We start from the raw sequence: 25,334 nt of genomic DNA on the forward strand, positions 1-25,334 counted from the left end.
ACGCCGGCGTGACGCGGGCGTGCCCGGTTACGCCATACCGGCTCAAGCGGTCGACAAGGCGTGCGCGGCAATGGTGCTGTGCAGATCGTCGGCGCCGGTGCGGATGATCCAGCATTCCGGATACGGTTCGCTGGCGAAGCGGTTGTGCTTGGCGACGCGGCTCAGTTTGTCGAGCGTGGTGCTGGGTCCGAGCGCGGTTTCCTTGCCGGTCAGTTGGTCGAGGTGCCAGAAGCCGCCGTCGTGGTGGAACAGCAGCGGCAGCGCGGCAGCGTTCGGCGCGGCGGCGAAGGCCGGCAGCGGATAGCCGGGATGGCGGTCCGGCGCCAGCAGGTAGAAGCATTCGGCCTGCGCGCCCTGGTCGATGCGGTGCAGGATGACGCCGTGCGGCATGATGGCGCTGACCGACAACACGACGATGCCCTTGATGCTGGCGCTGAGTTCGATGCGCATGCCCAGGCGCAGCGGCGTCGGCTTGTTTTTACCCGGCCATACGCCGTCGAGCAGGATGCCATAGCGCGACACGTCCTCGATTTCAAAGCCGTTGTTGCAGCGCCGGATGGCCGCGTGGCGGCCGGACAGGCGCCGCGTCAGGCCGCTGTTGTCCTGGCCGTCGTCGCCGAAATGGCTCAGCAAGACGTCCGATTCCGGGTCGACCAGCTCGAAGCGGCCCAGCACGCACTCGTCCAGCGCGAACAGGCGGATTTGCCGCTGCGCGCCGGCTTCCGGCGCGGCGTTGACCAGGCAGGCGGCGCGGCTCGGATGCGGGTGCGCCCGGCTGGCGCCCGGCAGGTCGATTTCAATCAGCTCCTCGTCCCACGCGATGGTGGTGAAGCCCATGTCGATCTTGCCCTGCGGCGCGCTCAGGTCGACGTGGGCGATGCCGGCGTTGCGCGCGGTGACGTCGAGGTCGTAGCCGCCGCCGGCCGGCGCGCTGACCCGGGCGATCGAGGCGTCGTCGGCCATGACGCGCACGTTTTTGTGCGTGCTCAGGAAAATCTGGTGGATTTCGGTCAGCGTGGCGTCGCGCCGCGGCACCAGGATGACGAAGGTGCACACCCATTTCTGCGCCTGCGCGGCGGCGTCGGCGGCGCTGAGCACTTCGACCTCGATCTGGTACTGGCCGTGCTCCTTGTTGCGCGACGAGAATTCGACGAACACCGGGCGCCAGTCGCCGCGCGTGGTGCGCACGAACTGCTGGCGCGCCGCGCCGTGGGTGATCAGGTCCGACTGCAATTGCATGGTGATCTGCGGCGGGCAGTTTGCCGGCATGCCGCGCAATTCCATTTTCAGGGTCTGGCGGCCGCCGGCGGCGCGCGGGTCGAAGCCGCTGATGTGCAGATGGGCGTGGTTGAGTTCCTTGAACGGCGCCGGCGCGCGGCCGGCGGCGAGGGCGGGGGGCGTCGCTGCCGCCGGGCCGCTCGGCGCGGGCGCGGGAACGCCGCCGCGTGCGCCGCGCAGCGTGCGCAGCAGCTCGTAGCTCGACGGCGGCGGCGCGGTTTGCGCGTGGCCGCTGGCGCAAGTGTTTTCCCCAGGCATTACCCATAGCGTACAGTGCGGGTGATCCGGGTTACAACATTTTTTCATGGCGGGGGTGACGGAGGCGCTTGGCTGGACAAGGTAAACCAGAGCTTACGCGCTTTTGGTGGCCCGTGGCAACTTTCTCGACAATAGAAACGGATATTTTTGCGCCAGATCGTGGCCGCGCCAGCAACGCAACAGTTGCGTAACTGTTGCGCAACTGTCGTGCTAGGTGGCGCGCGGGCGGGCCTCTCCCGGCAGTGCCGTTTCGTCAAGATTGCGCGCGGGCCGCTGCGGGCGGAAGCGCAGCGCCAGCGCGCTCAGGTTATCGACGTGCAGGCCGGCCGGCGGGTTGTCGAGGAAACTGTCGAACAGCGCGTCGAGCGCGCCGGCGGCGTCCAGTCCGGCCAGCAGCGCCGGCCAGCGCGCGACCCAGCGGTCGGGCCGGGCGCAGGCCCAAAAACCGTCGCTGGCGAGCAGGTAGAGCGCGTCCGCGCGCACAGTCAGGGCGCGGCGGTCGCCCAGTTGCCGCAGGAACGGCGGCAGGTTGGCGTCCGCCAGCGCGTACAGCGGGCCGGCCAGCACCTGCGGGTCGCTGATGGCGTTGCCGAGGATGAAAGCCTGCGAGATTTGCGGGCGGTGCTCGCCATGCACCTGCTGCCACCACTCGGCCTCGCCGAGCAGGCCGTGCAGCGCGAAGGTGGTGGCCGGCACATGGTCGATCGTCAGCGGCGTGGCCTGGCGCGCGGTGATTTCATACAGGCGCGAGTCGCCCACGTGGTACAGCAGCGGCGCCTGGCCGGGCCGCAGTTCCAGCAGCGTCAGCGTGGTGCCGGGGCGCTTGGCCTGGGCGCCGTCCATCGCGGCGAAGCGCGCCTGCAGCGTCTGGTGCAGCGCGTCGAGCCGCTCGGCCAGTTGTTCCAGCGTGGCGCAAGCCGGCACCAGCAACAGGCCTTGCACCACCGCTTCGGCGGCCTGGCGCCCGTGGCCGTGGCCGCCCATGCCGTCGAGCACGGCGATGCGCACCTGTCCGGCCGGCCAGCCGGACACTTGCCGGTTCTGCTGGCGCTGGTCGAGCAGGAACGCGGCGCGGCCGTTGCCGTCGATCAGCAGCAAATTGTCTTGGTTTTCCGGCAGCGGCGGCGGGCCGGCGCCGGCGCAGCTGCGCGCCGCCACGTCCAGGCCGGGTCCGAAGTCGAGCGTGTCTGTCAATGGCATGTTGGCGGGCGAAATATTGTCGCGTTAATCATCTGATATAGCTTAGCCGAAAAATGGCTTGCGGCCGCGGAAATATTGTCGTCGCAGCGCCCAGGTCAACGCGCGCCGTTGGTTTGAATGAATTACGGAGCCGGCGCCTCGGCGGCGCGGCGCAGCCACAGGCTGCTGGCCCAACCGACGCTGGCGTGGCCGTCGACATTGACGCTGACCTGCCACCAGTCGCCGTCGCGCACGCCGGTCGGCGTCAGCGCGGCGCCAGCCGGAATGGTGGCGATGCGCGCCGAGTTCACGCCGGCGCCGGCGCGCAGGTTCAAGTCCTGGTGGGCGCGGTAGGCCTGGCCGGCGACCGGCGCCGCGGCCGGATTAACCGTCGGCGATCCGTCCGGCGCCGTAACCGTAACCGGAAACAGCGGCAACATCAGGCTGCCCAGACCCCAGGTGCCGCCGGCCAGCAGCAGCAACGCGCGCGCGGTCGGGCGGCGCCACCAGCGCCGCGGCGTCAGCCACGCCGCCAGGATCAGTGTCAGGCACAGCCCCGCGGCATAGGCGGCGAGGCGATACAGGGTATCTGGTTGCATGCAAGCTCCCGGCGCGCCGTCTAAACGTCAAAGCGCAGCACGTAGTGGCCGGCCACCAGGTGGTGGCCGGGCGGCAGCAGGTAGGGCGCGTCGGCGCCGGCGTCGCCTATCCTGGCGACGAAGCGCAGCTCCTCGTCGAGGTGGTAAAGCGCCTGCGCCGGCGCGATGCGGCCGATGTGGAAGCCCTGCGGCGTAGCCTCGAAGCTGAAGGCGTTGCGCGACAGGCCGATGCGGTCGGCGCTGGCGCCGTCGGCGCCGTCGCCGCATTGCAGGAAGCGCGGCCCGTCGAGCAGGCGCAGCGCCGCCAGCGCCGGCGCGTTGCGGCCGAACACGAAGCGGGCGCCGCCGGCCACCGCCAGGCCCACCGGCTGGGCCAGGCTGAGCGTGGCGCAGTAGCGGTCGGCCAGTTCCGGGCCGACCGCCAGCAGGTTGATCGCGCGGGCGTCGACCGGGGTGAAGCTGGCCGGCGCGCTGATGCGCTGGCGGCCGGCTGCGGTGCTGGCGTACAGTTCGTCGGCGGCGTTGACGCTGAAGCAGATGGCCGGCCCGGCGCCGCCGGTGAGCGCCAGCGCGCCGTCAAACGGGATTTCCAGCGCGCTGGCACCGCTGTCGCGGTAGCGGCTCAGGCGCGGCAGCGCCAGCGCCACCACGCTGACGCGTTGCTGCGCCAGCGGCGCATAGGTGGCGTCGCTCTCGGCGGCGCGCGTCTGCGGGCGGTGGCTCAGCGGCAGCGCGGTCGGTTCCAGCCCCGGCGCGGCCGGGTGCGCCGACGGGCGCGGCTGCCACACGGCGGGCTTGACGGCCTTGGGCGGCAGCGGCACGGGCGCGACGGCCGCCGAGTGTGGCATCACCCGCGGCGCGCCGACCCGGGCGATTTTCAGCAGCAGGCGCGCGCCGGCCTCGCGTTTCGAGCTGATGGTGTAGTGGCCGCGGGCGGCGTCGAAGCGGCACTCGAAGGCGTCCTTCGGGCGCATTTGCACCTCCAGCGGCGCGTCCGGGCCGTCGTTGATGAGCAGCACGGCGCCGTCCTCGCCGAACGGCCAGCCGGCGGCGGCGAAGCTGGCGTGGCCGCCGTCGCCGCCGATCAGCGCCAGGCGCTGGTTCGGGTAGATCGGGCAAACCGGCTGCCACACCGCGCTGTCGCGCGAGACGCTGACGTTGTACAGGATTTTTTCGTCGGCCGCCGGCAGGTAGACGGCGTGGCCGAAGCGCACTTCGATCTGGCCGGCGCGCAGGGCCTCGGCGCCGACGACGTCGTAGCGTACCTGGTCGGCGCCGAGCAGGTCGCCGAAATCCTTCTGGTGCAGCGCCGTCAGGGTCTGCGCCAGTTCGCGCGTCTTGGCGCCGCGGGTCAGGTGGTAGTCGTCCTCGACCTCCTCCTGCGGCAGCATCAGCGTCACGTGCGAGAAGCAGCGCGTGGCGGCGCGGCCCTTGTGTTCGCGCGGGCTGCGTTCGAGCAGGTCGCGCAGCAGCGGACGGCGGGCGAACAACGCCAGGCCGGGCGCCTGCCAGATCGCCTCGCCGTTGAACACGTCGGGGACTTTGCCTATGACTTCGTGCTGGACGTAGATCGGCATGATGGATTCTCCTCTAAAGATAATGCGCTGGCCGCGCTGAACGCTAGCAGGGGGCACAGGAAAAACAGCAGGTGGCTGCCGCCGGCGGACAGGAAGCTCATCGGCTGCCCCATGATTGGCAGGATCGCCAGGTTGGTGCCCCAGGACAGCAGCAGGTGGCCCAGCACGAAGGCGGCGCCGCCGCACAGGGTGAAGTAGCGGAAGCGGCCCAGCCAGGCGTGGCGGTGGTCGCGCGCGGCGGCGCCGGCGGCGTGGCCGCGCAGCGCCGTGCGCAGCAGGCCGACGATGAAGGCCGCTTGCAACGCCCATAGCAGCAGGGCGCCGACCAGGCCGTGGCGATTCAGGAAAAAGGCCGGCGCGAAGTCGTCCTGCACCGCCGGGATCAGCAGCGCGGCGCCGGCGCCCTGGCCCAGGCCGGCCAGGCCCAGCATGGCGTCGGCGCCCCACCAGCCGCCGTCGCCGATGGCGCGCGCGCCCAGCAGCAGTTGCTGGCCGGTGTGCGGATGCAGCGCCGGCGCCAGCCAGGCCTGGAAGCGGTCGGCGTAGAAGTCGCCGGCCGGCGCCGCCTCGCCCGGGTCGGCGCCGCCGTGCATGCCGGCGATGGCGCCGGCCGCCAGCAGCACCAGCAGGGCCAACGCCGCCGCCAGAGCGCGGTTGCGCGCCGCCAGCGCGTAGGCGAACGCCATCGCGGTGCCCCAGACCAGCAGCAGGATCAGCGGCGAGTAGTCGTCGACCTGGACCAGCGCCACGCCCAGCAGGGCCAGGAACAGCAGCGCCGGCGCGACCAGGCGCAGCCAGCGCGCGGCGCGGCTGTCCCGGTGGTGGTCGTCGCCATGCCAGCCCAGGCGCAGCGCCAGACAGTGCGCGCTCAGGGCGGTCAGGGCCAGCTTGGCCAGTTCCACCGGTTGCAGGTCGAAGACGCCGGTTTCGTCGCCCCACAGCACCTGCATGGCCAGCGCGAGCAAGGCCAGCGCCGCCAGCGCGGCCAGAACCGCTTCGACGCCGCGCTGGCTGGGTACGCCCGTGTGGCGCGGGCCGCACAAGCGCCAGGCGCCGCCCAGGCCGGCGCCGATGGCCAGCAGGGCGGCGCTTTTCTGGTAATAGCGCAGCCACGAGGTTTCCATGCCGCCCAGGCCGAGTTCGAGTTGCGCCAGCAGGCCGGCCGCCAGCAGCAGCACGGCGGCGGCGCCGGCCAGCGTGAGGCGTCCCGGCAGGGCCAGCCATAGCCACAGCGCGGCGCCGGCCAGCGCCATCGACTGGGCCGCGGCGGGGGCGTGGCCGGCGCGCTGTAGCGCCAGCGCGGCGACGCCGCCGAGCAGTACCGCGGCGCACGCCAGCGCGTCGGCGCGCCATGAGCGCGCCGGCGGCTGCGGCCGCAACGTGGCCGCCAGCAGCGCCGCCAGCGCCAGCGCCAGGGCGCACCACAGCGGCGCCGCGGCGGCGCCGCTCCAGAGCGCGCGCCGCTGCCATTGCCAGCTCAGCGACGGCGGCAACTGCAGGTCCGGCGCGCTGAACAGGGTCACGCGCCGGCTTGGCAGCAATTGCAATTGCCCGTCGGCGGCGCCGAGCTGGAAGCGGGTGTGGCCGACGACGATGGCCTGCACGCCGTCCAGTGGCAGTTCCTGCCGGCGCAGGTCGGTGTCGAGGCCGTGCGCCGACAGGGTCAGCGCGGCGCGTTCGCCGTCCGGGTTGCCGGCCGCCAGTTGCAGGCGGCCGTCGATGCGCGCCAGCCAGGCCGCGCCTGGCGTGACGTCGGCCAGGCCGAGCCGGTTGGCGCAGTGGACGTTGCCGCCGAAGGTCAGCGGCCGGCCTATCGTCAGTATCGCCGGCAGGGCGCGGTTCCACAGCGCCAGCGCGCGCGCGCCGAGGCGGGCGTCGGCGCAGGGCGCCTGCGCCTGGCCGTCGCGGTACAGCACCGCGCCGTCGTAGCGCCAGTGGTGGCCGTCGCGGGCGAAGCCGACGCTGGCGGCGTCGGCGTCCTCAACTTCGAAGCGGGCGGCGCCGATTTGAAAGGCCTGGCGCGCCGCCAGGCTGGCGCTGCCCATGCGCCGCTCGCCGGCCGCGCTGTGCAGCACCACCTGTTTGGCGGCGCTCAGGTTGCGCAACCACCAGGCGCCGGCGCCGTCGCGCCGCAACGCGATATGGTTATGGTCGGCCTGCGCCGCCGCCAGCTCGTGGCGGCCCAGTGCGACGCTGCCGCCGGCGTCCAGGCTGACCGTGATGCGCGCCGGGAACCAGGCGTCGGGCGCGCGCCACAGGCTCCAGGCCTGCAGCAGCAACAGCAAGGCTAGCGCGCAGGCGGTGGCGGCGCGCGGCGTTGGCCGCAACGCCATCATGCCGGCCCCGACGTGGCCGTGGGCAGGCCGGCGCGCATGGCCGCCAGCATGCGGCTGATTTGCAGCGCGTTGTCCGGCCTCCCGGCGGGGGCCGCGTCGAGCAGCGCCCGCAGCATGGCCAGTGCGGCGCGGGCGCAGGCGGCGCCAGCCGCCAGTGCCACGCGGCGGCTGAACAGCGCCTCCTCAACCGGCTCCAGCGTGGCCGGCATGGCGCCGCCGCCGTGGCGCAGCAATAGCGCGGCGCCACCGGCCTGGTGGTCGCGGTAGGCCTGGCCGCAGGCGTCGCAAAAGCGCAGAGGGGTGCCGCCGGTGGCGAGGAAGTAGAACAGCGCGCCCAGCGCGAAGTAGTCGCTGCGGGCGTCGCTGGCGTAGCCGCCGCCGGCCTGCGGGAAGAACTGCTCCGGCGCCTGCCAGCTGGCGGTGCCGGCGTAGGTCTGCGGCGCCGCCTCGGCTGCCGCGCGGTTGGTGCCGAAGTCGGCCAGCTTGACGCTGTGTTGACGGGCGTCGAGCAGCACGTTGGCCGGTTTCAGGTCGAGGTAGCGCCAGCCGTACTGGTGCACCTTGGCCAGCGCCTGGTTGAGCTGGCCGGTCCAGTCGAGCAGGCGCGCGAAGGGCACGGCGTGGCCGGCGCTTTTCAGGCCGGCGACGTGCTGGCCGAGGTCGCCGTCGAGCAGTTCCAGCGCCAGCACCGGCAAGCCCTGGTGGCTGCCGCTGTCGAGCAGGCGTACGATGTGGCGCTGGTCCCATGCTTGCAGCGACTGCAGAAAGGCGATTTCATTGGCGGCGCTGGCGACCCAGCGGACGCGCTGGCGCGGCTGGGCCAGCGCCATCTGCGGCTGGTTGACCAGTTTGAGGGCGACCTCGCGCAGGCCATGCGGACCGCTGGCGCGCCAGACGACGCCATAGGCGGAGCTGGCGATCTGTTCGCGCAGGCGGTAATGCCCGCGTTCCAGTGTGATGATTGCGCCCGCTGCCAACATGCTTCCCCCGTGTCGCGACGACGGCGGTCGCCGTCATGCGGAATTAGTCGGGGGAGGGGGAAAGAGACAGCGTGGTCAAAAAAGCAAAGACAAAAAAGCCGGGGTCAGATTTTAAGGCCTGACCCCAGGGTTACGCCGTTGGTTTTGAATATATCAAGGTTGCAGCGGAATTGCGGGCGCGCTGTCGCGGGGTCAGCGGTTGTGGCCGTAGTGGCGGTCACCGCGGTCGTCCCAGTCGCGGCCGTGACCGTGGCCATGGCCATGGCCACGGTAGTAGCCGCGGTCGTAGCCGCGCTGTTCAACGTAGACCACGGCGGGCGGGCTGTAATAACGTGGCGCCGGCTCGTAGTAGACCGCTGCCGGACGCTCGTAATATACCGGTGCCGGACGCTCGTAGTACACCGCGGCGGGGGGCTCGTAGTACACCGGGGCAGGGCGCTCATAGTACACCGGCGCCGGCTGGTAGGCGCGGGTCTCGTAGTAGCCGCCGTTGTAGTTCGACGAACGGTGGCCGCCGCCAATGCTGTTGCCGACGACCGCGCCGAGCACGCCGCCGACGATGGCGCCGTCGCGTCCGCCAGTGTTATGGCCGATGGCCGCGCCAACGACAGCACCCGCCACGGTGTTAAATTGACGGTCGCCAGCGGCGGCCACCGAAGAGACGGTGGCCGCGACCAGCACGACCGCGCTCAGAATAATGTTGTTCAACATGGCGTTTCCTTCACTTCGGTGTGACCTGAATGATCTCCGTATGAACTCACTATAACGTGCCGCCCCGAAAAAACCATGCCTTATACAACTCCTTACAAGTGGCATGCCGCGCTTACAAGGCGGCGCCGCCGCGCCACTCCGGACGCAGCAGGCTGTACAGCTTGGCGTCGCGCATCGTGCCGTTGACGAAAAACGTCTGCCGCAGCGTGCCCTCTTCGGTGAAGCCGCATTTTTGCGCGACCCGTTCCGAGGCCAGGTTGAGCGGGTCCATCATCAGCTCCAGGCGATGGTACTGGTAGGCCTTGAACAGGTGGTCGACCAGCAGCCGGGTGGCCTCGGTGGTGTAACCGTGTCCGGCCAGGCTAGGCGTGAACAGGCGGTAGCCGATTTCGCGGCACTGCGGGGTGCGTCCCTCGAAATGCAGGATGGCGCCGACGATGTGGTGCAGATTGTCCTCGATGACGAACATCTCCCTTTCCTCAGTGACGAAGCCGTTCAGCATGAAGTCGCGGCGCATCGCCTCGGGCGACTTGAACTGCGACGAAAAGTACTCGCCGCGCGAGGCAAGGTCGTTGGTCAGGGCGATGAAGACGTTCAGGTCGGCGCTCAACACGTGGCGCACGGTGCAACGGGGGCCTTTTAGCATGGGGGCTTTCAAACGCGGTTCGGCCCTCATGTTAGTCGAATCAAAATAGCAATGCAAACGCCGTGGCGCGGCGCCAAAAACTGCTGCGCAAACTTGCTAAATGCGCTATTGTTTGCGATCCCTCGCCCAGCGCCAGGGTGCCAGTCATTTCCGTCAATGCCACTTCCCGAGGACCCGCATGCCAGCCGTTTTCCATTTCATCCCGCGCCGCCACCTGTTGAGCGTCCTCGTCGCCTGTCTGTTCAGCGCCGGCGCCGCCGCGGCCACGCCCACACCCACACCCATGCCTGGCAACGACGCCGCCACGCTGGCGCAGATCCGCGACAGCGCGATGCAGAGCGACTGGGCCTACCAGCGTCTGGCCGACATGACCGACCTGATCGGGCCGCGCCTGAGCGGTTCGGCCGGCGCCGCCGCGGCCGTCGAGCAGGTTGCCGCGGCCATGCGCAAGCTGGGCGCGAAGGTGACGCTGCAGCCGGTCAAGGTGCCGCACTGGGTGCGCGGCGCCGAGAGCGCCGAACTGGTTGAGTACGCGGGCCGTCCGGCCGGCGTTAGCCAGCGGGTGGTGCTGACGGCGCTGGGCGGCTCGGGTGCCACGCCGGCCGCGGGCCTGACCGCGCCGCTGCTGATCGTGCGTAGCATGGACGAGCTAAAGGCGCGCGCGGCCGAGGTGAAGGGGCGCATCGTGCTGCTCGACGTGCCGTTCGACCAGCAGATGGCCGACCGCGGCTTGGCCGGCCCGGCCTACGGCCAGGGCGCGCGGGTGCGCTTCGCCGGGCCGAAGGCGGCCGCGGAACTGGGCGCGGTGGCGGCGCTGGTGCGCTCGGTCGGCGGCGCCGACTATCGCATCGCCCACGCCGGCGCGACCATGTTGGACGACGGCTTGCGCATTCCGGCCGCCGCCGTCACGGTGGAGGACGCGCTGCTGATGGGCCGCCTGGCCGCGCGCGGCCCGCTGAGCATGCACCTGACGCTGACGCCGCAGATCCTGCCGGACGCCGACAGCTTCAACGTCATCGCCGACCTGCCGGGCAGCGACAAGGCCGACGAGGTGGTGATCGTCTCCGGCCACCTCGACTCCTGGGACCTGGCCACCGGCGCCCACGACGACGCCGTCGGCGTGGCCGGCGCGATGGCGGTGCTGGAAACGCTGCACCGGCTCAAGCTGCAGCCGCGCCGCACCATCCGTATGATCGCCTGGATGAACGAGGAGAACGGCGGGCGCGGCGGACGCGCCTATTTCGATGCCAACAAGGCGCAACTGGAGCGCCATGTCGCCGCCATCGAGAGCGATTCCGGCGGCGGCCGCCCGTTCGGGATTTTGGCCAGCGTCGGGCCGCGGGCCGAGAAGCTGTTCGCGCCGCTGCGCGCGGCGCTGACGCCGATCGGCGCGCACGCCTTCACGCGCCGCGACGCGCTCGAGACGGGCGACCTGCACATGCTGGAGAGCGGCGGGGTGCCGAGTTTCGAGCCGCTGGTCGATACCCACGACTATTTCCATTACCACCACACGGCCGCCGACACGCTCGACAAGGTGGCGCCGGAGAATGTGCGCCGCCACGTCGCGGTGATAAGTTCGCTGACCTGGTTCCTGGCGAATATGGAGCAGCCGATCGGGCGCGCGCCGGCGCAGGTGGAGTAGGGCAGGTTTGCAGGTCGGATTACGCGTTCCGCTCATCCGACCTACGATACTGCCTGCGGGGGAGCGCGGCGTTAGATCGCGTTTAGCGGGATCTTCAGGTAGCGCACGCCGTTTTCTTCGGCCGCCGGCAGTTGCCCGGCGTTGATGTTGACCTGGATCGCCGGCAGGATCAGCGTCGGCATCTCCAGCGTGGCGTCGCGGCGGCTGCGCATGTCGACGAACTGTTGTTCGCTGACGCCGTCGCGGATGTGGATGTTGCCGGCCCGCTGCTCGGCCACCGTCACCTCCCAGCGCGGTGCGCGTCCAGCCGGCGGATAGTCGTGGCACATGAACAGGCGCGTCTCCGGCGCCATCGCCAGAAGGGTCTGCACCGACTGGTACAGCGTGCTGGCGCTGCCGCCGGGGAAGTCGCAGCGCGCCGTGCCGACGTCGGGCATGAACAGGGTGTCGCCGATGAAGACGGCGTCGCCGATCTGGTAGGCCATGTCGGCCGGGGTGTGGCCGGGAACGTGCAGCGCGCGCGCCTCCAGGCGGCCGATCTGGAACACCTCGCCAGCCTCGAACAGGTGGTCGAACTGGGAGCCGTCCAGCAGCGCCGGCCGCTGGTTGAAGACCGCCGCGAAGGCCCGCTGCACGGTGCGGATCGCCGCGCCGATGCCGATGCGCCCGCCCAGCTGTTGCCGTAGGTAGGGCGCGGCCGACAAATGGTCGGCGTGGGCGTGGGTTTCCAGCAGCCAGCGGCAAACCAGGCCGTGCTCGCGCACGAAGGCGACCACCTTGTCGGCCGAGACGGTGGCGGTGCGGCCCGACTTCGGCTCGTAGTCGAGCACGGAATCGATGACCGCGCAGTCGAGGCCGTCGGCCTCGTAGACGACGTAGGTGACGGTGGAGGTGGCGGGGTCGAAAAACGCTTGTATTTGTGGCTTCATGGCGGATGGGCGATCTGAAATGTTGTCAGCATTATAGTTGTAAATACACGCATGCCGCGCGCCGTTATGCGGAAAGCGCATATGGCGTCCCTGCTGTGCGCCCGCTAGCGGCGCCCGGTGTTAGGCTGCGGGCTCACCAAGGAGATGCCCATGAACGCAGCACAACCGGACAACGCGCAGGACAACGGGCAGGACAACGCCGCACAACGGGCCGTGGAACAGAATGAATACCGCGGCTTCACGATTTCCGTCACGCCGGTCAAAGACCACGACGACCTGTGGGACTTCGAATACCGCATTGTACGGGACGGCCGGGACGCGGCGGCGCGGGCGGCCGGCGACATCACGCGCAGTCAGACGCTGGGCGGCTATCCGGCGCCCGAGGTGGCGCGCCTGGCGGGCTGGGAGGTGGCCAAGATCGAGGTCGACAACCTGCTCGCGCTTGAGCAAAAATAAACCGTTTAGCCCTTTTGGCGATAACGAAGCACGCCGCGCCGGGCTTCGTGCTAGGATTTCCGTTATTCACAAGGAGGCGATCATGGATGGCGGTTCGAAGATTCATTACAAGGGATGGGAAATCGTGCCGCTGGCGCTGCCGGCCGGCGAGCGGCAGTGGAGCGCTAGCTGCGACATCGAGCGCGCCGGCGCCGACGGCGTCGAGGTGTTCGAGGGCGCGACAATGCAATTCGTGCGCGAAAGCGAGGACGATGCCATCGCCGCCGCCTGCGACGAGGCCATCCGCCAGATCGACAACATCATCGCCAACCCCTTGGTGCGCTTGGCCTGACGCGGCGCGGACCGAGAGGTGCCGGCGAAGCATCCAGCACGCCGGGCCACGGCTTGTACAATTCCAGCGCCCAGTTGCGCCCGGGGCGCCGAGCAGCATGTTGTTGCAGATCTTGGCCGCCTGACCGGTAGCGTCTGCGGACCTGCGCAGCGGCCTCGTTTAGTTAGCACAACTGGCCCTGCGCCGGCTGCTCCGGCTCCACTGCGGGCTGCTCGCGGGCCAGTTCCGGCCCCTCGCTGGCGGCCCGGTTGACGGCCGCGCCGACCGGGAACCAGGCGAACGCGTCCGGTCCCAACGCCGCCGTGCGCAGCAGGTGCTCGGCCTGCTCGGGCGACAGCGCCGGGTCGAGCCAGCGCGCCGCGTCGGCCGGGTCTAGCGCGACCGGGCGGCGGTCGTGCACGTCGACCATGCCGCCCTCGGCGTCGGCCGTCACCAGCGCGAAACCGGCTTCGGCCTTGTGTTCGTGGAAGGGGCCGAAGTTGGCCAGCACCGCCAGGAACACCGGGCCGCCGTCGCGGCGGTGGATGTGCCACGGCTGGCGCTGCGATTTCGGCCCGGTCCACTCGTACCAGCCGTCGACGGCGACGATGCCGCGGCCGTTTTTCAGCAGCGCGCCCCAGTAGCCGTTGCGGATTTTTTCCTGCCGCGCGCACGAGGCGATGCCCAGCCCCTTGGCGCCGCCCCACGGCGAGCGATAACCCCAGTGCAGGTCGTCGACGCGGCGCCGGCCGTCGGCGATGTGCAGCACCGGGCGGTAGCTGCCGGGCGCGACGTTGTAGCTGGGCGCGGCCGCGCTGTCGAACAGCGCGTCGGTCCAACCGAAGGCGCTCACGTGGCTGGCGGCGGTCTGGTTCTGGTCGAATCGTCCGCACATATGCTCTGTCCTCTTGTGTCTAATGTCGCTTAGTGCCTATGCCGCGAACGCCGAAAACCCTCAGGTCGGATTGGCGGTACGCGTAATCCGACGAAAATCCTTAACTTGGCGCCTTGGTCGCCAGGTCGATCTGGTGGCGCAGGCGCGCCCGCGCGGTGGCCGTCGGTTCGGCCAGCGCCGCCGGCGCCTCGCGCTGGCTGCTGCCGGTGATGCGCGCGATGGTCGCCTTCAGCGCCGCCACGTCGTCGTCGAAGTCGCCGTGGCGGGCGGCTTGGGCGGCGTCGGCGTGGCCGGGCGTGTGCGTGTTCGGCGAGCGCACCCAGTCGGCCGCGCCGGCGGCGAACAGCTTGGCCAGCGCGGCGTCCTGGCGGATGAATTTTTCCATGCCCAGCAGCGGTTCGCCGTCCGGGTGCGACAGCGGTTTGCGGTAAATGGTTTCAAACGCGTTCGACACCAGGTACAGCAGCGACTTGTTGTAGATCCTGGCGCAGTTGTCGTCCTGCTCGGCGCGGTCGGTCAGCGTGAACAGGGCGAATTTTTTCACGCTCTTGTCCTTGATCGCCGGCAGATAGGTCTGGTGGAACAGCTCCATGGTGCAGGCCGGCGCCCACAGCGTGCAACTGGCCACGCTCAAGCCCAGGCCGGCGCTGCGGCTCCTGGCCAGTGGCCCGCCCTTGAAGGCGCCCCTGGTGCACAGGTATTGCAGCAGCGCCGCGTGGAAGATGCCGCCGGCGCTGTGGCCGACCAGGTGGATTTCGACGTCGGCGTCGGCGCCGACCAGGCGGGCGATCTCGTCGGCGACGATGCGCGCGCCGCCGGTCGGCGAACTGGTCGCCAACAGCGCGTTTTCCTTGATTTCGCTCCACTGGGCCTTGCCGGTGAAGACTCGCCCGACCGGTTCGAGCAGGTCGTCGAGGCGGTCGAGCATGAAGTCCTTGGCGCTGTCGAGCGCGCCGTCGGGGCGGCGCCGGCGCAGCGCGTCGCTCAGCATATTGGCCAGCGTGGTCCAGTAGTCGGTGCGCCAGATAAAAGCCAGCGGGTAGCATTCGGCGTCGAGCAGGGCCTTGCGGTATTCGGCGAGGTGTTGCAGCGCCGCGTCCTGGCCGGTCAGGCCGCCGTGGGCGTACAGCACCAGGCGTTTCTTTTTCCAGCCGGCGGTGATGCGCGGGAAATCCTGCTGCAGGATCTGGCGCACCATCGCGGCCGAGGTGGCGATCTCGCCGTGCTCGTTGAGTTGGCCGTCGTTCTTGATGGCCACCACGTGCGGCCGGATTTCGCTGTACAGGAAGGACTTGGCGCGCACCGCGCCGACCGCCGCCAGGCCGTCCCGCGGCAGGCCGCTCGGCAGCAGGACCGGCACGCCCAGCCGGGCCACCCAGACGTCGCTGCCGTTCTGCAGCCAGTCGGCGTAGGAGATGCGCCCGAAGCCCTGCCGGCCCCAGTCCGGCCCCCAGGAATTTTGGATCCAGAAGCCGTGCTCGTCGTAGGCGACGATGGCGAAGGCGTGGCCGCCGATCATCACCGGGTCGTGCTCGATGAGGCCGTCGGCCTGGACCTGCTGCCAGCCCTTGTGCACGCTGGCGCTGGCGTACAGCACGCCCACCTCGGTGATGGCGGCGTGCATGTCGACCAGGTTTTTATGGTTCACGCGCCGGTAGGCGCCGAGCGGGCGCGCGGCGGCGTCGCGCACGATGGCGTCGCTGAGCACGCCGATTTGCTTGCCGGGGGCGCGGCTCCACAAGGGTTCGGCGCAGACGCCGTGCTTGTACCAGCCCTTGATCGCCCCACGGCAGCTCGATCCCTCATAGTCGACGCCGGCCCACTCGTCGTAGCGGCGCGCCATGTCGTAGAACATCTGCGGGCTGACCGCGCCGAGGTCGGCGCTGTCGCGCCGCGTGCACAGCAGGTAGTGCGCCACCGTCGCCAGGCCGAAGCCGGTGCAGGCGCCTTCGCTGCCTTGGTCGAGGATGGGTACCAGCGCGCGCTGGTACTGCTCCAGTTCGCGCCGCAACGGTACCTCGACCAGCGTGGCGACGTACATGATGTCGCGGAAATCGATCGAGTCGGCACGCGTGACCAGCTTGCGCGGCTTGCCGGCGGCGTGGATGCGCGGCGCGTCGGCCTCGGCGGCGGTTTTTTTCGGAGCGGCTGTTGGCATTGGCTTCCTTTTAATCGGTGGAGATGCTGCAAATAGTAATTTGGAAAGGTATTCTAGCAACACTTCGCCGGGGCGCGGGCCGAGTGTTGGCTGGCCGCTACTTGAAAGCAATTTATCGCGCGTGCCACATCTTTTTTTCTTACAAAAGTCAGCTTCTAGAAATCGTCCAGTGATCGCGCCGCGGTTGCCGGCATTACGCCAAGTTGAATCAATTTCTCTATCAAGCGCGCGGCGTCGAACGGTGCCTTGACCTTGATGTCATTGTCGAAATAACAGTAGATGTCGCGGCTGGCGCGCTTGGGCGGCTTGGCGTCGGCGATCTTGCGCGCGTCCGCCGGCTCAGCGCCTTTGCTCCAGACGGCGATACGGGCGGCCCAGCGCTCCAAGGCCTCGTCCGTGTAGCCGCTGGCGTACAGTTCCTTGTCGCCGTGCAGGCGCAGATACATGAAGTCCGCCGTAACGTCCTCGCAGTAGGGCCACTTGCCGGCCGTGTCGGCGACCACCAGCGCCACGCGGTATTTGCGCAGCAGGGCGACGAAGGAGGCGTCTTCAAAGCTGGCGTGGCGAATTTCCATGGCGTGCCGCAGCGGGCGTTTCTGGTCGATGCTCAGCTCGCTGCGTTCGCGCATGCGCGGCTCGCAACGCCGCGCCAGTTCCAGCGCCTGTTCGCTGTCGTGCGGCAGCAGGCTGAAAAACTCTTCGACCAGCGCCGCGTCGTAGCGAAAGCTGGGCGGGAACTGCCACAGGAAGGGTCCCAGCTTGCCGCGCAGATTGAATACGCCGGAGGCGAACACGTTGGCCAGCGGGCCGTCGATGTCGCGCAGGCGCTTGACGTGCGTGATAAAACGGTTGCCCTTGTGGCTGAAGACGAAACCCGGCGGCGTCGCCGCGTACCAGGCGGCGTAGCTCTGCGGCCGCTGCAGCGCGTAGAACGAGCCGTTCAGTTCGATACTGGGCAGCGCGCGCGACGCGTATTCCAGTTCGCGCGCCTGGGCCAGCCCGGCAGGGTAGAACGCGCCGCGCCACGGCGGGTAGCGCCAGCCGGAAATGCCGATGTAGATGTTTGCCATGTCGACTCCGTTTTGAGGGCGGGGGAGCATATAGCCAAGGGCACGAGCTGGGGTGGCGCCGCTGGTTTACTGTGTGGGCCGCGTTCCACTCGTGGTGCATGCGGCGTTGCATCGTTTCACCGTGAAACAAAATATGGAACGTTACAGTAAAATATGATGCCTGGTGAGAATTCGGCCATATTTCCTCTTGCAATGTTAACCCTTTGATTATGCGGCCAATTTGTTCAGAAACGGCGCGCGGTACGGGCCGCGCGGCCTCCTTGGCACGGCGCTTGCAATACCATACTCAATACTTATCAACGCAACCATGCAAGCAAAGGATGAATACATGAGCCAATACTCCGCAGGCGCCGCCTTTCGCAAGGCAGTACAAGAGGAATCCCCATTGCAGGTGGTCGGCGCAATCAACGCCAACCACGCTTTGCTGGCCAAGCGCGCCGGCTTCAAGGCCATCTATTTGTCGGGCGGCGGCGTCGCCGCCGGCTCGCTCGGCCTGCCGGACCTGGGCATTTCCAGCCTGGACGACGTGCTCACCGACGTGCGCCGCATTACCGACGTGTGCGACCTGCCGCTGCTGGTCGACGCCGACACCGGCTTCGGCTCGTCGGCCTTCAACGTCGCCCGCACCGTCAAGTCGATGATCAAGTTCGGCGCCGCCGCCATGCACATCGAAGACCAGGTCGGCGCCAAGCGCTGCGGCCATCGTCCGGGCAAGGAGATCGTCAGCAAGCAGGAAATGGTCGACCGCATCAAGGCCGCCGTCGACGCCCGCACCGACGAGAACTTCGTCATCATGGCGCGCACCGACGCGCTGGCCGTCGAGGGCCTGGAGGCGGCGCTGGAGCGCGCCATCGCCTGCGTCGAAGCCGGCGCCGACATGATCTTCCCCGAGGCGATCACCGACCTGGCCATGTATTCGCAGTTCGCCAAAGCCGTCAAGGTGCCGGTGCTGGCCAATATCACCGAGTTCGGCGCGACCCCGCTGTTTACCACCGATGAGCTGAAGGGCGCCGACGTCGGCCTGGTGCTGTACCCGCTGTCGGCCTTCCGCGCGATGAACAAGGCGGCCGAGAACGTCTATACGGCGATCCGCCGCGACGGCACCCAGCAGAACGTGGTCGACACCATGCAGACGCGCATGGAACTGTACGAACGCATCGACTATCACACCTTCGAGCAAAAGCTCGACGCGCTGTTCGCCGCGCAGAAGAAGTAATCAACACGATAAACATCTGGAGAGCACCATGAGTGGACAACAAGCAGCAGCACCCTTCAAGCCCAAAAAATCCGTCGCGCTGTCGGGCGTGACCGCCGGTAACACCGCGCTGTGCTCGGTCGGCAAGACCGGCAACGATTTGCACTACCGCGGCTACGACATCCTGGACGTCGCCACCACCTGCGAGTTCGAGGAAGTCGCCTACCTGCTGGTGCACGGCAAGCTGCCCGGCGTCGCCGAACTGGCCGGCTACAAGGCCAAGCTGAAGTCGCTGCGCGGCTTGCCGCTGTCGGTCAAGGCGGCGCTGGAGGCGCTGCCCGCCGCCTCGCACCCGATGGACGTGATGCGCACCGGCGTGTCGGTGCTGGGCTGCGCGCTGCCGGAAAAGGACGACCACAACGCGCCGGGCGCGCGCGACATCGCCGACCGTCTGATGGCCTCGTTCGGCTCGATGCTGCTGTACTGGTACCACTTCAGCCACAACGGCAAGCGCATCGACGTCGAGACCGACGACGAGTCGATCGGCGGCCATTTCCTGCACCTGCTGCACGGCGTCAAACCGTCCAAATCCTGGGAAAAGGCGATGCACACCTCGCTGATCCTGTACGCCGAGCACGAGTTCAACGCCTCCACCTTTACCGGCCGCGTCATCGCCGGCACGGGTTCGGACATCCACTCGGCCATCACCGGCGCCATCGGCGCGCTGCGCGGACCGAAGCACGGCGGCGCCAACGAGGCGGCGTTTGAAATCCAGAAGCGCTACGAGAACCCCGACGAGGCCGAAGCCGACATCCGCGAGCGCGTCGCCAACAAGGAAGTGGTGATCGGCTTCGGCCACCCGGTCTACACGATCTCCGACCCGCGCAACGTGGTTATCAAGGAAGTGGCGCGCGAGCTGTCGCGGGAAGCCGGTTCGACGAAGATGTTCGACATCGCCGAGCGTCTCGAAACCGTCATGTGGGACGTCAAGAAGATGTTCCCGAACCTGGACTGGTTCTCGGCCGTGTCCTACCACATGATGGGCGTGCCGACGGCGATGTTCACGCCGCTGTTCGTGATCTCGCGCACCTCCGGCTGGGCCGCCCACATCGTCGAGCAGCGCATCGACAACAAGATCATCCGCCCGAGCGCCAACTACGTCGGCCCGGAAGAGCTGGCATTCGTACCGATCCAGGAGCGTCCATGATGAACACCCTGCACCGCAAAGCCCTGCCCGGCACCAAGCTCGATTACTTCGACACGCGCGCCGCCGTCGACGCGATCGCGCCCGGCGCCTACGACAAGCTGCCCTACACCTCGCGCGTGCTGGCCGAAAACCTGGTGCGGCGCTGCTCGCCGGAGACGCTGAACGCGTCGCTGTCGCAGTTCATCGAACGCCGCCGCGACCTCGACTTCCCGTGGTTCCCGGCCCGCGTGGTCTGCCACGACATCCTCGGCCAGACCGCGCTGGTCGACCTGGCCGGCCTGCGCGACGCCATCGCCCTGCAGGGCGGCGACCCGGCGCTGGTCAACCCGGTGGTGCCGACCCAGCTGGTGGTGGACCACTCGCTGGCGGTGGAGTGCGGCGGCTTCGACCCGGCCGCCTTCGACAAGAACCGCGCCATCGAAGACCGGCGCAACGAGGACCGCTTCGACTTCATCAACTGGACCAAGAAGGCGTTCAAGAACGTCGACGTGATCCCGCCGGGTAACGGCATCCTGCACCAGATCAACCTGGAGCGCATGTCGCCGGTGGTGCAGGTGCAAGACGGCGTGGCTTTCCCGGACACGCTCGTTGGCACCGACTCGCACACGCCGATGGTCGACGCGCTGGGCGTGCTGGCCATCGGCGTCGGCGGCCTGGAGGCCGAAAGCGTGATGCTGGGGCGGGCCTCCTGGATGCGCCTGCCCGACATCATCGGCGTGGAGTTGAGCGGCAAACCGCAGCCGGGCATTACCGCCACCGACACCGTGCTGGCGCTGACCGAGTTCCTGCGCAAGCAAAAGGTGGTCTCGTCCTACCTTGAATTCTTCGGCGAGGGAGCCGCCCACCTGACCTTGGGCGACCGCGCCACCATTTCCAACATGGCGCCGGAGTTCGGTTCGACCGCGGCGATGTTCTATATCGACGAGCAGACCATCAAGTACCTGAAGCTGACCGGCCGCGACGACGAACTGGTCAAGCTGGTCGAGCTGTACGCCCGCGAAACGGGCTTGTGGGCCGACACGCTGAAGGGCGCCGAGTACGAGCGCGTGCTGACGTTCGACCTGTCCTCGGTGGTGCGCAACATCGCCGGCCCGTCGAACCCGCACAGCCGCGTGCCGACCTCCGAACTGGCCGCGCGCGGCATCAGCGGCGTGGTCGAGAACGAGCCGGGCAAGATGCCCGACGGCGCCGTCATCATCGCCGCCATCACCAGTTGCACCAACACCAACAACCCGCGCAACATGATCGCCGCCGGCCTGATCGCCCGCAACGCCAACCGCCGCGGCCTGAGCCGCAAGCCTTGGGTGAAAAGCTCGCTGGCGCCCGGTTCGAAAACCGTGGAATTGTATCTGCGGGAAGCGAACCTGCTGCCGGAGCTGGAGCAGCTCGGCTTCGGCGTGGTCGGCTTCGCCTGCACCTCGTGCAACGGCATGTCCGGCGCGCTCGACCCGCTGATCCAGAAGGAGGTGGTGGAGCGCGACCTGTACGCCACCGCCGTCCTGTCCGGTAACCGCAACTTCGACGGCCGCATCCATCCCTACGCCAAGCAAGCCTTCCTGGCGTCGCCGCCGCTGGTGGTGGCCTACGCCATCGCCGGCACGATCCGCTTCGACATCGAGAAGGACGTGCTGGGCATCGACGCCGACGGCCACGCGGTGACCTTGAAGGACATCTGGCCGAGCGACGAGGAAATCGACGCCATCGTCGCCGCCAGCGTCAAGCCGGAGCAGTTCCGCAAGGTCTACATTCCGATGTTCGCCAAGCAGGCCGACGACGGCGAGGCGGTTAGCCCGCTGTACGACTGGCGCGCGCAGACCACCTACATCCGCCGTCCGCCGTACTGGGAGGGCGCGCTGGCCGGCGCCCGTCCGCTCAAGGGTATGCGTCCGCTGGCGGTGTTGGGCGACAACATCACCACCGACCACCTGTCGCCGTCGAACGCCATCATGCTCGACAGCGCCGCCGGCGAGTATCTGGCGAAAATGGGCCTGCCGGAGGAGGACTTCAATTCCTACGCGACGCACCGCGGCGACCACCTGACGGCCCAGCGCGCCACCTTCGCCAATCCGACGCTGAAGAACGAAATGGTGCTGGAGGGCGGCAAGGTGAAAGCCGGTTCGCTGGCGCGCATCGAGCCGGAAGGCACCGTCACGCGCATGTGGGAAGCCATTGAAACCTACATGGAGCGCAAGCAGCCGCTGATCGTCATCGCCGGCGCCGACTACGGCCAGGGTTCCTCGCGCGACTGGGCCGCCAAGGGCGTGCGCCTGGCCGGCGTGGAGGCCATCGCGGCCGAAGGCTTCGAGCGTATCCACCGCACCAACCTGGTCGGCATGGGCGTGCTGCCGCTGGAGTTCCTGCCCGGCGTCAACCGCAACACCCTGCGCATCGACGGCAGCGAGACCTTCGACGTGGTCGGCGAACGCACGCCGCGTTCCACGCTGACGCTGGTTATCAACCGCAAGGGCGGCGAACGGGTGGACGTGCCGGTGATCTGCCGCCTCGACACCGCCGAGGAGGTGTCGATCTACGAGGCCGGCGGCGTGCTGCAACGCTTCGCCCAGGACTTCCTCGACTCCACCAAGGCGGCCTAAGATGAGCTACCAAGCGCAAATCAAAATCCCCGCCACCTTTATGCGTGGCGGCACCAGCAAGGGCGTCTTCTTCCGCCTGCAGGACCTGCCCGCGGCCGCGCAGGTGGCGGGCGCGGCGCGCGACGCGCTGCTGCTGCGGGTGATCGGCAGCCCCGACCCGTACGGCAAGCAGATCGACGGCATGGGCGCGGCGACGTCGAGCACCAGCAAGACGGTGATCCTGTCGAGCAGCGCCAGGGAAGGGCACGACGTCGACTACCTGTTCGGCCAGGTCGCCATCGACAAGGCCTGCGTCGACTGGAGCGGCAACTGCGGCAACTTGTCGGCCGCCGTCGGCGCCTTCGCCATCAGCGGCGGTCTGGTCGACGCCGCGCGGATTCCCCGCGACGGTATCGCGACGGTGCGGATCTGGCAGGCCAATATCGGCAAGACCATCATCGCGCACGTGCCGGTCAGCGGCGGCGAGGTGCAGGAAACCGGCGACTTTGAACTCGACGGCGTGACCTTTCCGGCCGCCGAAGTGAAGCTGGAATTCCTCGACCCGGCGGCCGAGGAGGAGGGCGGGGGCGGCGCGATGTTCCCGACCGGTAATCTGGTCGACCACCTTGAGGTGCCGGGCGTGGGCGCGTTCATGGTCACCATGATCAACGCCGGCATCCCGACCATTTTCGTCAACGCGGCGGCGCTCGGCTACACCGGCACCGAACTGCAGGACGCCATCAACGGCGACGCCAAGGCGCTGGCCCTGTTCGAGACGATCCGCGCCCACGGCGCCGTGCGCATGGGCCTGATCCAGCACGTCGACGACGCGGCCACGCGCCAGCACACGCCGAAGGTCGCCTTCGTCGCCGCGCCGGCCGATTACGTGTCCTCCAGCGGCAAGCGGGTCGGCGCCGGCGACGCCGACCTGCTGGTGCGCGCGCTGTCGATGGGTAAGCTGCACCACGCCATGATGGGCACGGCCGCCGTCGCCATCGGCGCCGCCGCGGCCATTCCCGGCACGCTGGTCAACCTGGCCGCCGGCGGCGGCGCGCGCAACGAAGTGCGCTTCGGCCACCCGTCCGGCACCTTGCGGGTGGGGGCGGAGGCGAGCCAGGTCGACGGCCAATGGAGCGTGACCAAGGCCATCATGAGCCGCAGCGCCCGCGTGCTGATGGAAGGCTGGGTGCGCGTGCCCGGCGATTCGTTCTAAGACGCTGCGGCTTCTAGCTGCCGCGAACCTCAAAAACCAAAGACATCGAGCTGGGGTCAGACCCCTCGCGCCAAGGCGGGAAGGTCTGCCCCCCCCCGGGGTATGCCCTTGGTTCGAGTGGGCGTTCGCGGCCCTTGTGCAGTCCCCCCATATTCGTATGACCAACGGAGGAGATATGAATTTCGCCGACTTCTATCAGCAATCGATCAATGCGCCTGAGCTGTTCTGGCAAGAAGAATCGAAGCTGGTCGACTGGAACACCCCGTTTTCGCAAGTGCTCGACCATTCGCGCCCGCCATTCGCCAAATGGTTCGTCGGCGGCCACACCAACCTGTGCCACAACGCGGTCGACCGCTGGGCCGCCACGCAGGGCGACAAGGCCGCGCTGATCGCCATTTCGAGCGAAACCAACTGCGAAAAAACCTATTCATTTACCCAGCTGCAGGCCGAGGTGGAGCGCTGCGCCGCCGTCATGCTGGCGCTGGGCGTGGGCCGCGGCGACCGCGTGCTGATCTATCTGCCGATGATCGCCGAGGCGGCCTTCGCCATGCTGGCCTGCGCCCGCATCGGCGCGGTCCACTCGGTGGTGTTCGGCGGCTTCGCCGCCAACAGCCTGGCCAGCCGCATCGACGACGCCAAGCCGGTGCTGATCGTCTCGGCCGACGCCGGCTCGCGCGGCGGCAAGGCGATTCCGTACAAGCACCTGCTGGACGAAGCCATCGGCCTGTCCGCGTCCAAGCCGGCCAAGGTGCTGCTGGTCGACCGCGGCCTGGCGCCGATGGCGCTGGTGGCCGGACGCGACGTCGACTACGCCGCGCTGCGCGCGCGGCACATCGACGCGCGCGTGCCGGTGACCTGGCTGGAGTCGAACGAGCCGTCCTACATTCTGTATACCTCCGGCACCACCGGCAAGCCGAAGGGCGTGCAGCGCGACGTCGGCGGCTACGCGGTGGCGCTGGCGTCGTCGATGAAGTACAACTTCTGCGGCAAGCCGGGCGACACCTTCTTCGCCACCTCCGACATCGGCTGGGTGGTGGGGCACTCCTACATCGTCTACGGTCCGCTGATCGCCGGCATGGCCACCATCATGTACGAGGGCACGCCGCTGAGCCCGGACGCCGGCGTCTGGTGGGGCATCGTCGAGAAATACCGGGTGGCGCGCATGTTCTCGGCGCCAACCGCGATCCGGGTGCTGCGCAAGCAGCCGGTCGAGTTCATGCGCAAGCACGACCTGTCGTCGCTGAAGGCGCTGTACCTGGCCGGCGAGCCGCTCGACGAAACCACTTCGCAGTGGATTTCGGACGAGTTGGGCGTGCCCATCATCGACAACTACTGGCAGACCGAAACCGGCTGGCCGATCCTGTCGATCGCCAAGGGCGTGGAGGACAAGCCGACCCGCCTGGGTAGTCCGGGCGTGGCGATGTACGGCTACAAGGTGAAGCTGCTCAACGAGTCCACCGGCGCGGAGTGCGGCGCCAACGAGAAGGGCGTGGTGGTGATCGACGGGCCGCTGCCGCCCGGCTGCATGCAGACCGTGTACGGCGACGACGCGCGCTTCGTCGCTACCTACTGGTCGACCTTCGAGGGCCGGCAGGTGTATTCGACCTTCGACTGGGGCGTGCGCGACGCCGACGGTTACTACTTCATCCTGGGCCGCACCGACGACGTCATCAACGTCGCCGGACACCGCCTCGGCACGCGCGAAATCGAGGAGTCGCTGTCCAGCCACGCCAACGTGTCGGAGGTGGCGGTGGTCGGCGTCGAGGACAAACTCAAGGGCCAGGTGGCGGTCGCCTTCGCGATTTTGAAGCACGCCGAGCAGGCCGCCACGCCGCAGGGGCGGCTGGCGCTGGAGCGCGACATCATGGCCGTGGTGGACCGGCAATTGGGCGCGCTGGCGCGGCCGGCGCGGGTGTACTTCGTTGCCCAGTTGCCGAAGACGCGCTCGGGTAAATTGCTGCGCCGTTCGATCCAGGCGATCTGCGAAGGGCGCGATCCGGGCGACCTGAGCGTGATTGACGACCCGCTGTCGCTGCAGCAGATTAAGGGGGCGCTGAGCGCCTAGTGGCAGTTGGCGTCCGGGCGCTGCGAACGTCAAAAGAACCAACGGCAAGGACTGTAT

General features: G+C 68.7%; 20 protein-coding genes. 8 read left to right on the top strand and 12 right to left on the bottom strand.

The window, feature by feature from the left end:
• Nucleotides 1-42: 42 nt before the first annotated feature.
• From JANGC3_RS0103870 to JANGC3_RS0103910, 8 genes are all read right to left on the bottom strand, one after another.
• Nucleotides 43-1,536, bottom strand: coding sequence for an FHA domain-containing protein (locus tag JANGC3_RS0103870; RefSeq protein ID WP_017875172.1), 1,494 nt, complete (start codon nucleotides 1,534-1,536; stop codon nucleotides 43-45).
• Between the two features lie 210 nt (nucleotides 1,537-1,746).
• Nucleotides 1,747-2,736, bottom strand: coding sequence for a PP2C family protein-serine/threonine phosphatase (locus tag JANGC3_RS0103875; protein ID WP_026132511.1), 990 nt, complete (start codon nucleotides 2,734-2,736; stop codon nucleotides 1,747-1,749).
• Between the two features lie 122 nt (nucleotides 2,737-2,858).
• The gene (locus JANGC3_RS0103880) at nucleotides 2,859-3,314 is read right to left on the bottom strand and encodes an SH3 domain-containing protein (protein WP_017875174.1); all 456 of its coding nucleotides are present in this window, start codon (nucleotides 3,312-3,314) and stop codon (nucleotides 2,859-2,861) included.
• A 20-nt stretch (nucleotides 3,315-3,334) separates the two neighbouring features.
• Nucleotides 3,335-4,891: a hypothetical protein gene (locus JANGC3_RS0103885; RefSeq protein ID WP_017875175.1), complete on the bottom strand. Its 1,557-nt coding sequence runs from the start codon at nucleotides 4,889-4,891 to the stop codon at nucleotides 3,335-3,337.
• Nucleotides 4,861-7,227, bottom strand: coding sequence for an FtsW/RodA/SpoVE family cell cycle protein (locus tag JANGC3_RS0103890; protein ID WP_026132512.1), 2,367 nt, complete (start codon nucleotides 7,225-7,227; stop codon nucleotides 4,861-4,863). Before JANGC3_RS0103890 ends, JANGC3_RS0103885 begins: the two co-directional genes overlap by 31 nt.
• Entirely contained in the window at nucleotides 7,224-8,207 is a 984-nt protein-coding gene (locus JANGC3_RS0103895) for a serine/threonine-protein kinase (RefSeq protein ID WP_017875176.1), read from the bottom strand. Before JANGC3_RS0103895 ends, JANGC3_RS0103890 begins: the two co-directional genes overlap by 4 nt.
• A 192-nt stretch (nucleotides 8,208-8,399) precedes the next feature.
• Nucleotides 8,400-8,918, bottom strand: coding sequence for a glycine zipper domain-containing protein (locus tag JANGC3_RS30590; protein WP_017875177.1), 519 nt, complete (start codon nucleotides 8,916-8,918; stop codon nucleotides 8,400-8,402).
• A gap of 112 nt (nucleotides 8,919-9,030) precedes the next feature.
• Nucleotides 9,031-9,564 carry a GNAT family N-acetyltransferase gene (locus JANGC3_RS0103910; protein WP_035788167.1) on the bottom strand — a complete coding sequence of 178 codons (534 nt, stop codon included), beginning with the start codon at nucleotides 9,562-9,564 and terminating at the stop codon, nucleotides 9,031-9,033.
• A 178-nt stretch (nucleotides 9,565-9,742) separates the two neighbouring features.
• Between JANGC3_RS0103910 and JANGC3_RS0103915 the strand changes: the two genes are divergently transcribed.
• Entirely contained in the window at nucleotides 9,743-11,206 is a 1,464-nt protein-coding gene (locus tag JANGC3_RS0103915; protein WP_017875179.1) for a M20/M25/M40 family metallo-hydrolase, read from the top strand.
• A gap of 71 nt (nucleotides 11,207-11,277) precedes the next feature.
• On the opposite strand, the gene JANGC3_RS0103920 is transcribed toward JANGC3_RS0103915, so the two are convergent.
• Entirely contained in the window at nucleotides 11,278-12,135 is an 858-nt protein-coding gene (locus JANGC3_RS0103920; RefSeq protein WP_017875180.1) for an MBL fold metallo-hydrolase, read from the bottom strand.
• Nucleotides 12,136-12,285: 150 nt separating this feature from the next.
• Between JANGC3_RS0103920 and JANGC3_RS0103925 the strand changes: the two genes are divergently transcribed.
• Together JANGC3_RS0103925 and JANGC3_RS0103930 are read left to right on the top strand one after the other, a co-directional pair.
• Nucleotides 12,286-12,591, top strand: a complete 306-nt coding sequence (locus JANGC3_RS0103925) for a hypothetical protein (protein ID WP_017875181.1) — start codon at nucleotides 12,286-12,288, stop codon at nucleotides 12,589-12,591.
• Nucleotides 12,592-12,673: 82 nt separating this feature from the next.
• Entirely contained in the window at nucleotides 12,674-12,922 is a 249-nt protein-coding gene (locus JANGC3_RS0103930; RefSeq protein ID WP_017875182.1) for a hypothetical protein, read from the top strand.
• Nucleotides 12,923-13,085: 163 nt separating this feature from the next.
• On the opposite strand, the gene JANGC3_RS0103935 is transcribed toward JANGC3_RS0103930, so the two are convergent.
• From JANGC3_RS0103935 to JANGC3_RS0103945, 3 genes are all read right to left on the bottom strand, one after another.
• Complete coding sequence (locus JANGC3_RS0103935; protein WP_017875183.1) at nucleotides 13,086-13,796, bottom strand: SOS response-associated peptidase; 711 nt, start codon at nucleotides 13,794-13,796, stop codon at nucleotides 13,086-13,088.
• Between the two features lie 100 nt (nucleotides 13,797-13,896).
• Nucleotides 13,897-15,954, bottom strand: coding sequence for a C1 family peptidase (locus tag JANGC3_RS0103940; protein ID WP_017875184.1), 2,058 nt, complete (start codon nucleotides 15,952-15,954; stop codon nucleotides 13,897-13,899).
• A 155-nt stretch (nucleotides 15,955-16,109) separates the two neighbouring features.
• A complete protein-coding gene (locus tag JANGC3_RS0103945) occupies nucleotides 16,110-17,024 on the bottom strand; it encodes a DUF72 domain-containing protein (RefSeq protein WP_017875185.1) in 915 nt (304 codons plus the stop codon).
• Between the two features lie 328 nt (nucleotides 17,025-17,352).
• On the opposite strand from JANGC3_RS0103945, the gene prpB reads away from it, so the two are divergent.
• The 5 genes from prpB (at nucleotide 17,353) to JANGC3_RS0103970 (ending at nucleotide 25,277) form a co-directional block, all read left to right on the top strand.
• Entirely contained in the window at nucleotides 17,353-18,240 is an 888-nt protein-coding gene (prpB, locus tag JANGC3_RS0103950) for a methylisocitrate lyase (RefSeq protein WP_026132513.1), read from the top strand.
• A 28-nt stretch (nucleotides 18,241-18,268) separates the two neighbouring features.
• Nucleotides 18,269-19,426: a bifunctional 2-methylcitrate synthase/citrate synthase gene (gene prpC / locus JANGC3_RS0103955; protein WP_026132514.1), complete on the top strand. Its 1,158-nt coding sequence runs from the start codon at nucleotides 18,269-18,271 to the stop codon at nucleotides 19,424-19,426.
• Nucleotides 19,426-22,020, top strand: coding sequence for a Fe/S-dependent 2-methylisocitrate dehydratase AcnD (acnD, locus tag JANGC3_RS0103960; protein ID WP_017875188.1), 2,595 nt, complete (start codon nucleotides 19,426-19,428; stop codon nucleotides 22,018-22,020). The genes prpC and acnD overlap by 1 nt, the downstream gene beginning before the upstream one ends.
• A gap of 1 nt (nucleotide 22,021) precedes the next feature.
• Entirely contained in the window at nucleotides 22,022-23,212 is a 1,191-nt protein-coding gene (gene prpF, locus JANGC3_RS0103965; RefSeq protein ID WP_017875189.1) for a 2-methylaconitate cis-trans isomerase PrpF, read from the top strand.
• 175 nt (nucleotides 23,213-23,387) lie between these two features.
• Nucleotides 23,388-25,277: a propionate--CoA ligase gene (locus JANGC3_RS0103970; RefSeq protein ID WP_017875190.1), complete on the top strand. Its 1,890-nt coding sequence runs from the start codon at nucleotides 23,388-23,390 to the stop codon at nucleotides 25,275-25,277.
• The last annotated feature ends 57 nt before the right edge of the window (nucleotides 25,278-25,334 follow it).

This window comes from Janthinobacterium sp. CG3 (assembly GCF_000344615.1).
Taxonomy (GTDB): domain Bacteria; phylum Pseudomonadota; class Gammaproteobacteria; order Burkholderiales; family Burkholderiaceae_D; genus Janthinobacterium.

Excerpts from the sequence above, each read along its gene's own strand:
- JANGC3_RS0103870 (WP_017875172.1), bottom strand. The coding sequence starts at position 1,536 with ATGCCTGGGGAAAACACTTGCGCCAGCGGCCACGCGCAAACCGCGCCG.
- JANGC3_RS0103875 (WP_026132511.1), bottom strand. The coding sequence starts at position 2,736 with ATGCCATTGACAGACACGCTCGACTTCGGACCCGGCCTGGACGTGGCG.
- JANGC3_RS0103880 (WP_017875174.1), bottom strand. The coding sequence starts at position 3,314 with ATGCAACCAGATACCCTGTATCGCCTCGCCGCCTATGCCGCGGGGCTG.
- JANGC3_RS0103885 (WP_017875175.1), bottom strand. The coding sequence starts at position 4,891 with ATGCCGATCTACGTCCAGCACGAAGTCATAGGCAAAGTCCCCGACGTG.
- JANGC3_RS0103890 (WP_026132512.1), bottom strand. The coding sequence starts at position 7,227 with ATGATGGCGTTGCGGCCAACGCCGCGCGCCGCCACCGCCTGCGCGCTA.
- JANGC3_RS0103895 (WP_017875176.1), bottom strand. The coding sequence starts at position 8,207 with ATGTTGGCAGCGGGCGCAATCATCACACTGGAACGCGGGCATTACCGC.
- JANGC3_RS30590 (WP_017875177.1), bottom strand. The coding sequence starts at position 8,918 with ATGTTGAACAACATTATTCTGAGCGCGGTCGTGCTGGTCGCGGCCACC.
- JANGC3_RS0103910 (WP_035788167.1), bottom strand. The coding sequence starts at position 9,564 with ATGCTAAAAGGCCCCCGTTGCACCGTGCGCCACGTGTTGAGCGCCGAC.
- JANGC3_RS0103915 (WP_017875179.1), top strand. The coding sequence starts at position 9,743 with ATGCCAGCCGTTTTCCATTTCATCCCGCGCCGCCACCTGTTGAGCGTC.
- JANGC3_RS0103920 (WP_017875180.1), bottom strand. The coding sequence starts at position 12,135 with ATGAAGCCACAAATACAAGCGTTTTTCGACCCCGCCACCTCCACCGTC.
- JANGC3_RS0103925 (WP_017875181.1), top strand. The coding sequence starts at position 12,286 with ATGAACGCAGCACAACCGGACAACGCGCAGGACAACGGGCAGGACAAC.
- JANGC3_RS0103930 (WP_017875182.1), top strand. The coding sequence starts at position 12,674 with ATGGATGGCGGTTCGAAGATTCATTACAAGGGATGGGAAATCGTGCCG.
- JANGC3_RS0103935 (WP_017875183.1), bottom strand. The coding sequence starts at position 13,796 with ATGTGCGGACGATTCGACCAGAACCAGACCGCCGCCAGCCACGTGAGC.
- JANGC3_RS0103940 (WP_017875184.1), bottom strand. The coding sequence starts at position 15,954 with ATGCCAACAGCCGCTCCGAAAAAAACCGCCGCCGAGGCCGACGCGCCG.
- JANGC3_RS0103945 (WP_017875185.1), bottom strand. The coding sequence starts at position 17,024 with ATGGCAAACATCTACATCGGCATTTCCGGCTGGCGCTACCCGCCGTGG.
- prpB (WP_026132513.1), top strand. The coding sequence starts at position 17,353 with ATGAGCCAATACTCCGCAGGCGCCGCCTTTCGCAAGGCAGTACAAGAG.
- prpC (WP_026132514.1), top strand. The coding sequence starts at position 18,269 with ATGAGTGGACAACAAGCAGCAGCACCCTTCAAGCCCAAAAAATCCGTC.
- acnD (WP_017875188.1), top strand. The coding sequence starts at position 19,426 with ATGAACACCCTGCACCGCAAAGCCCTGCCCGGCACCAAGCTCGATTAC.
- prpF (WP_017875189.1), top strand. The coding sequence starts at position 22,022 with ATGAGCTACCAAGCGCAAATCAAAATCCCCGCCACCTTTATGCGTGGC.
- JANGC3_RS0103970 (WP_017875190.1), top strand. The coding sequence starts at position 23,388 with ATGAATTTCGCCGACTTCTATCAGCAATCGATCAATGCGCCTGAGCTG.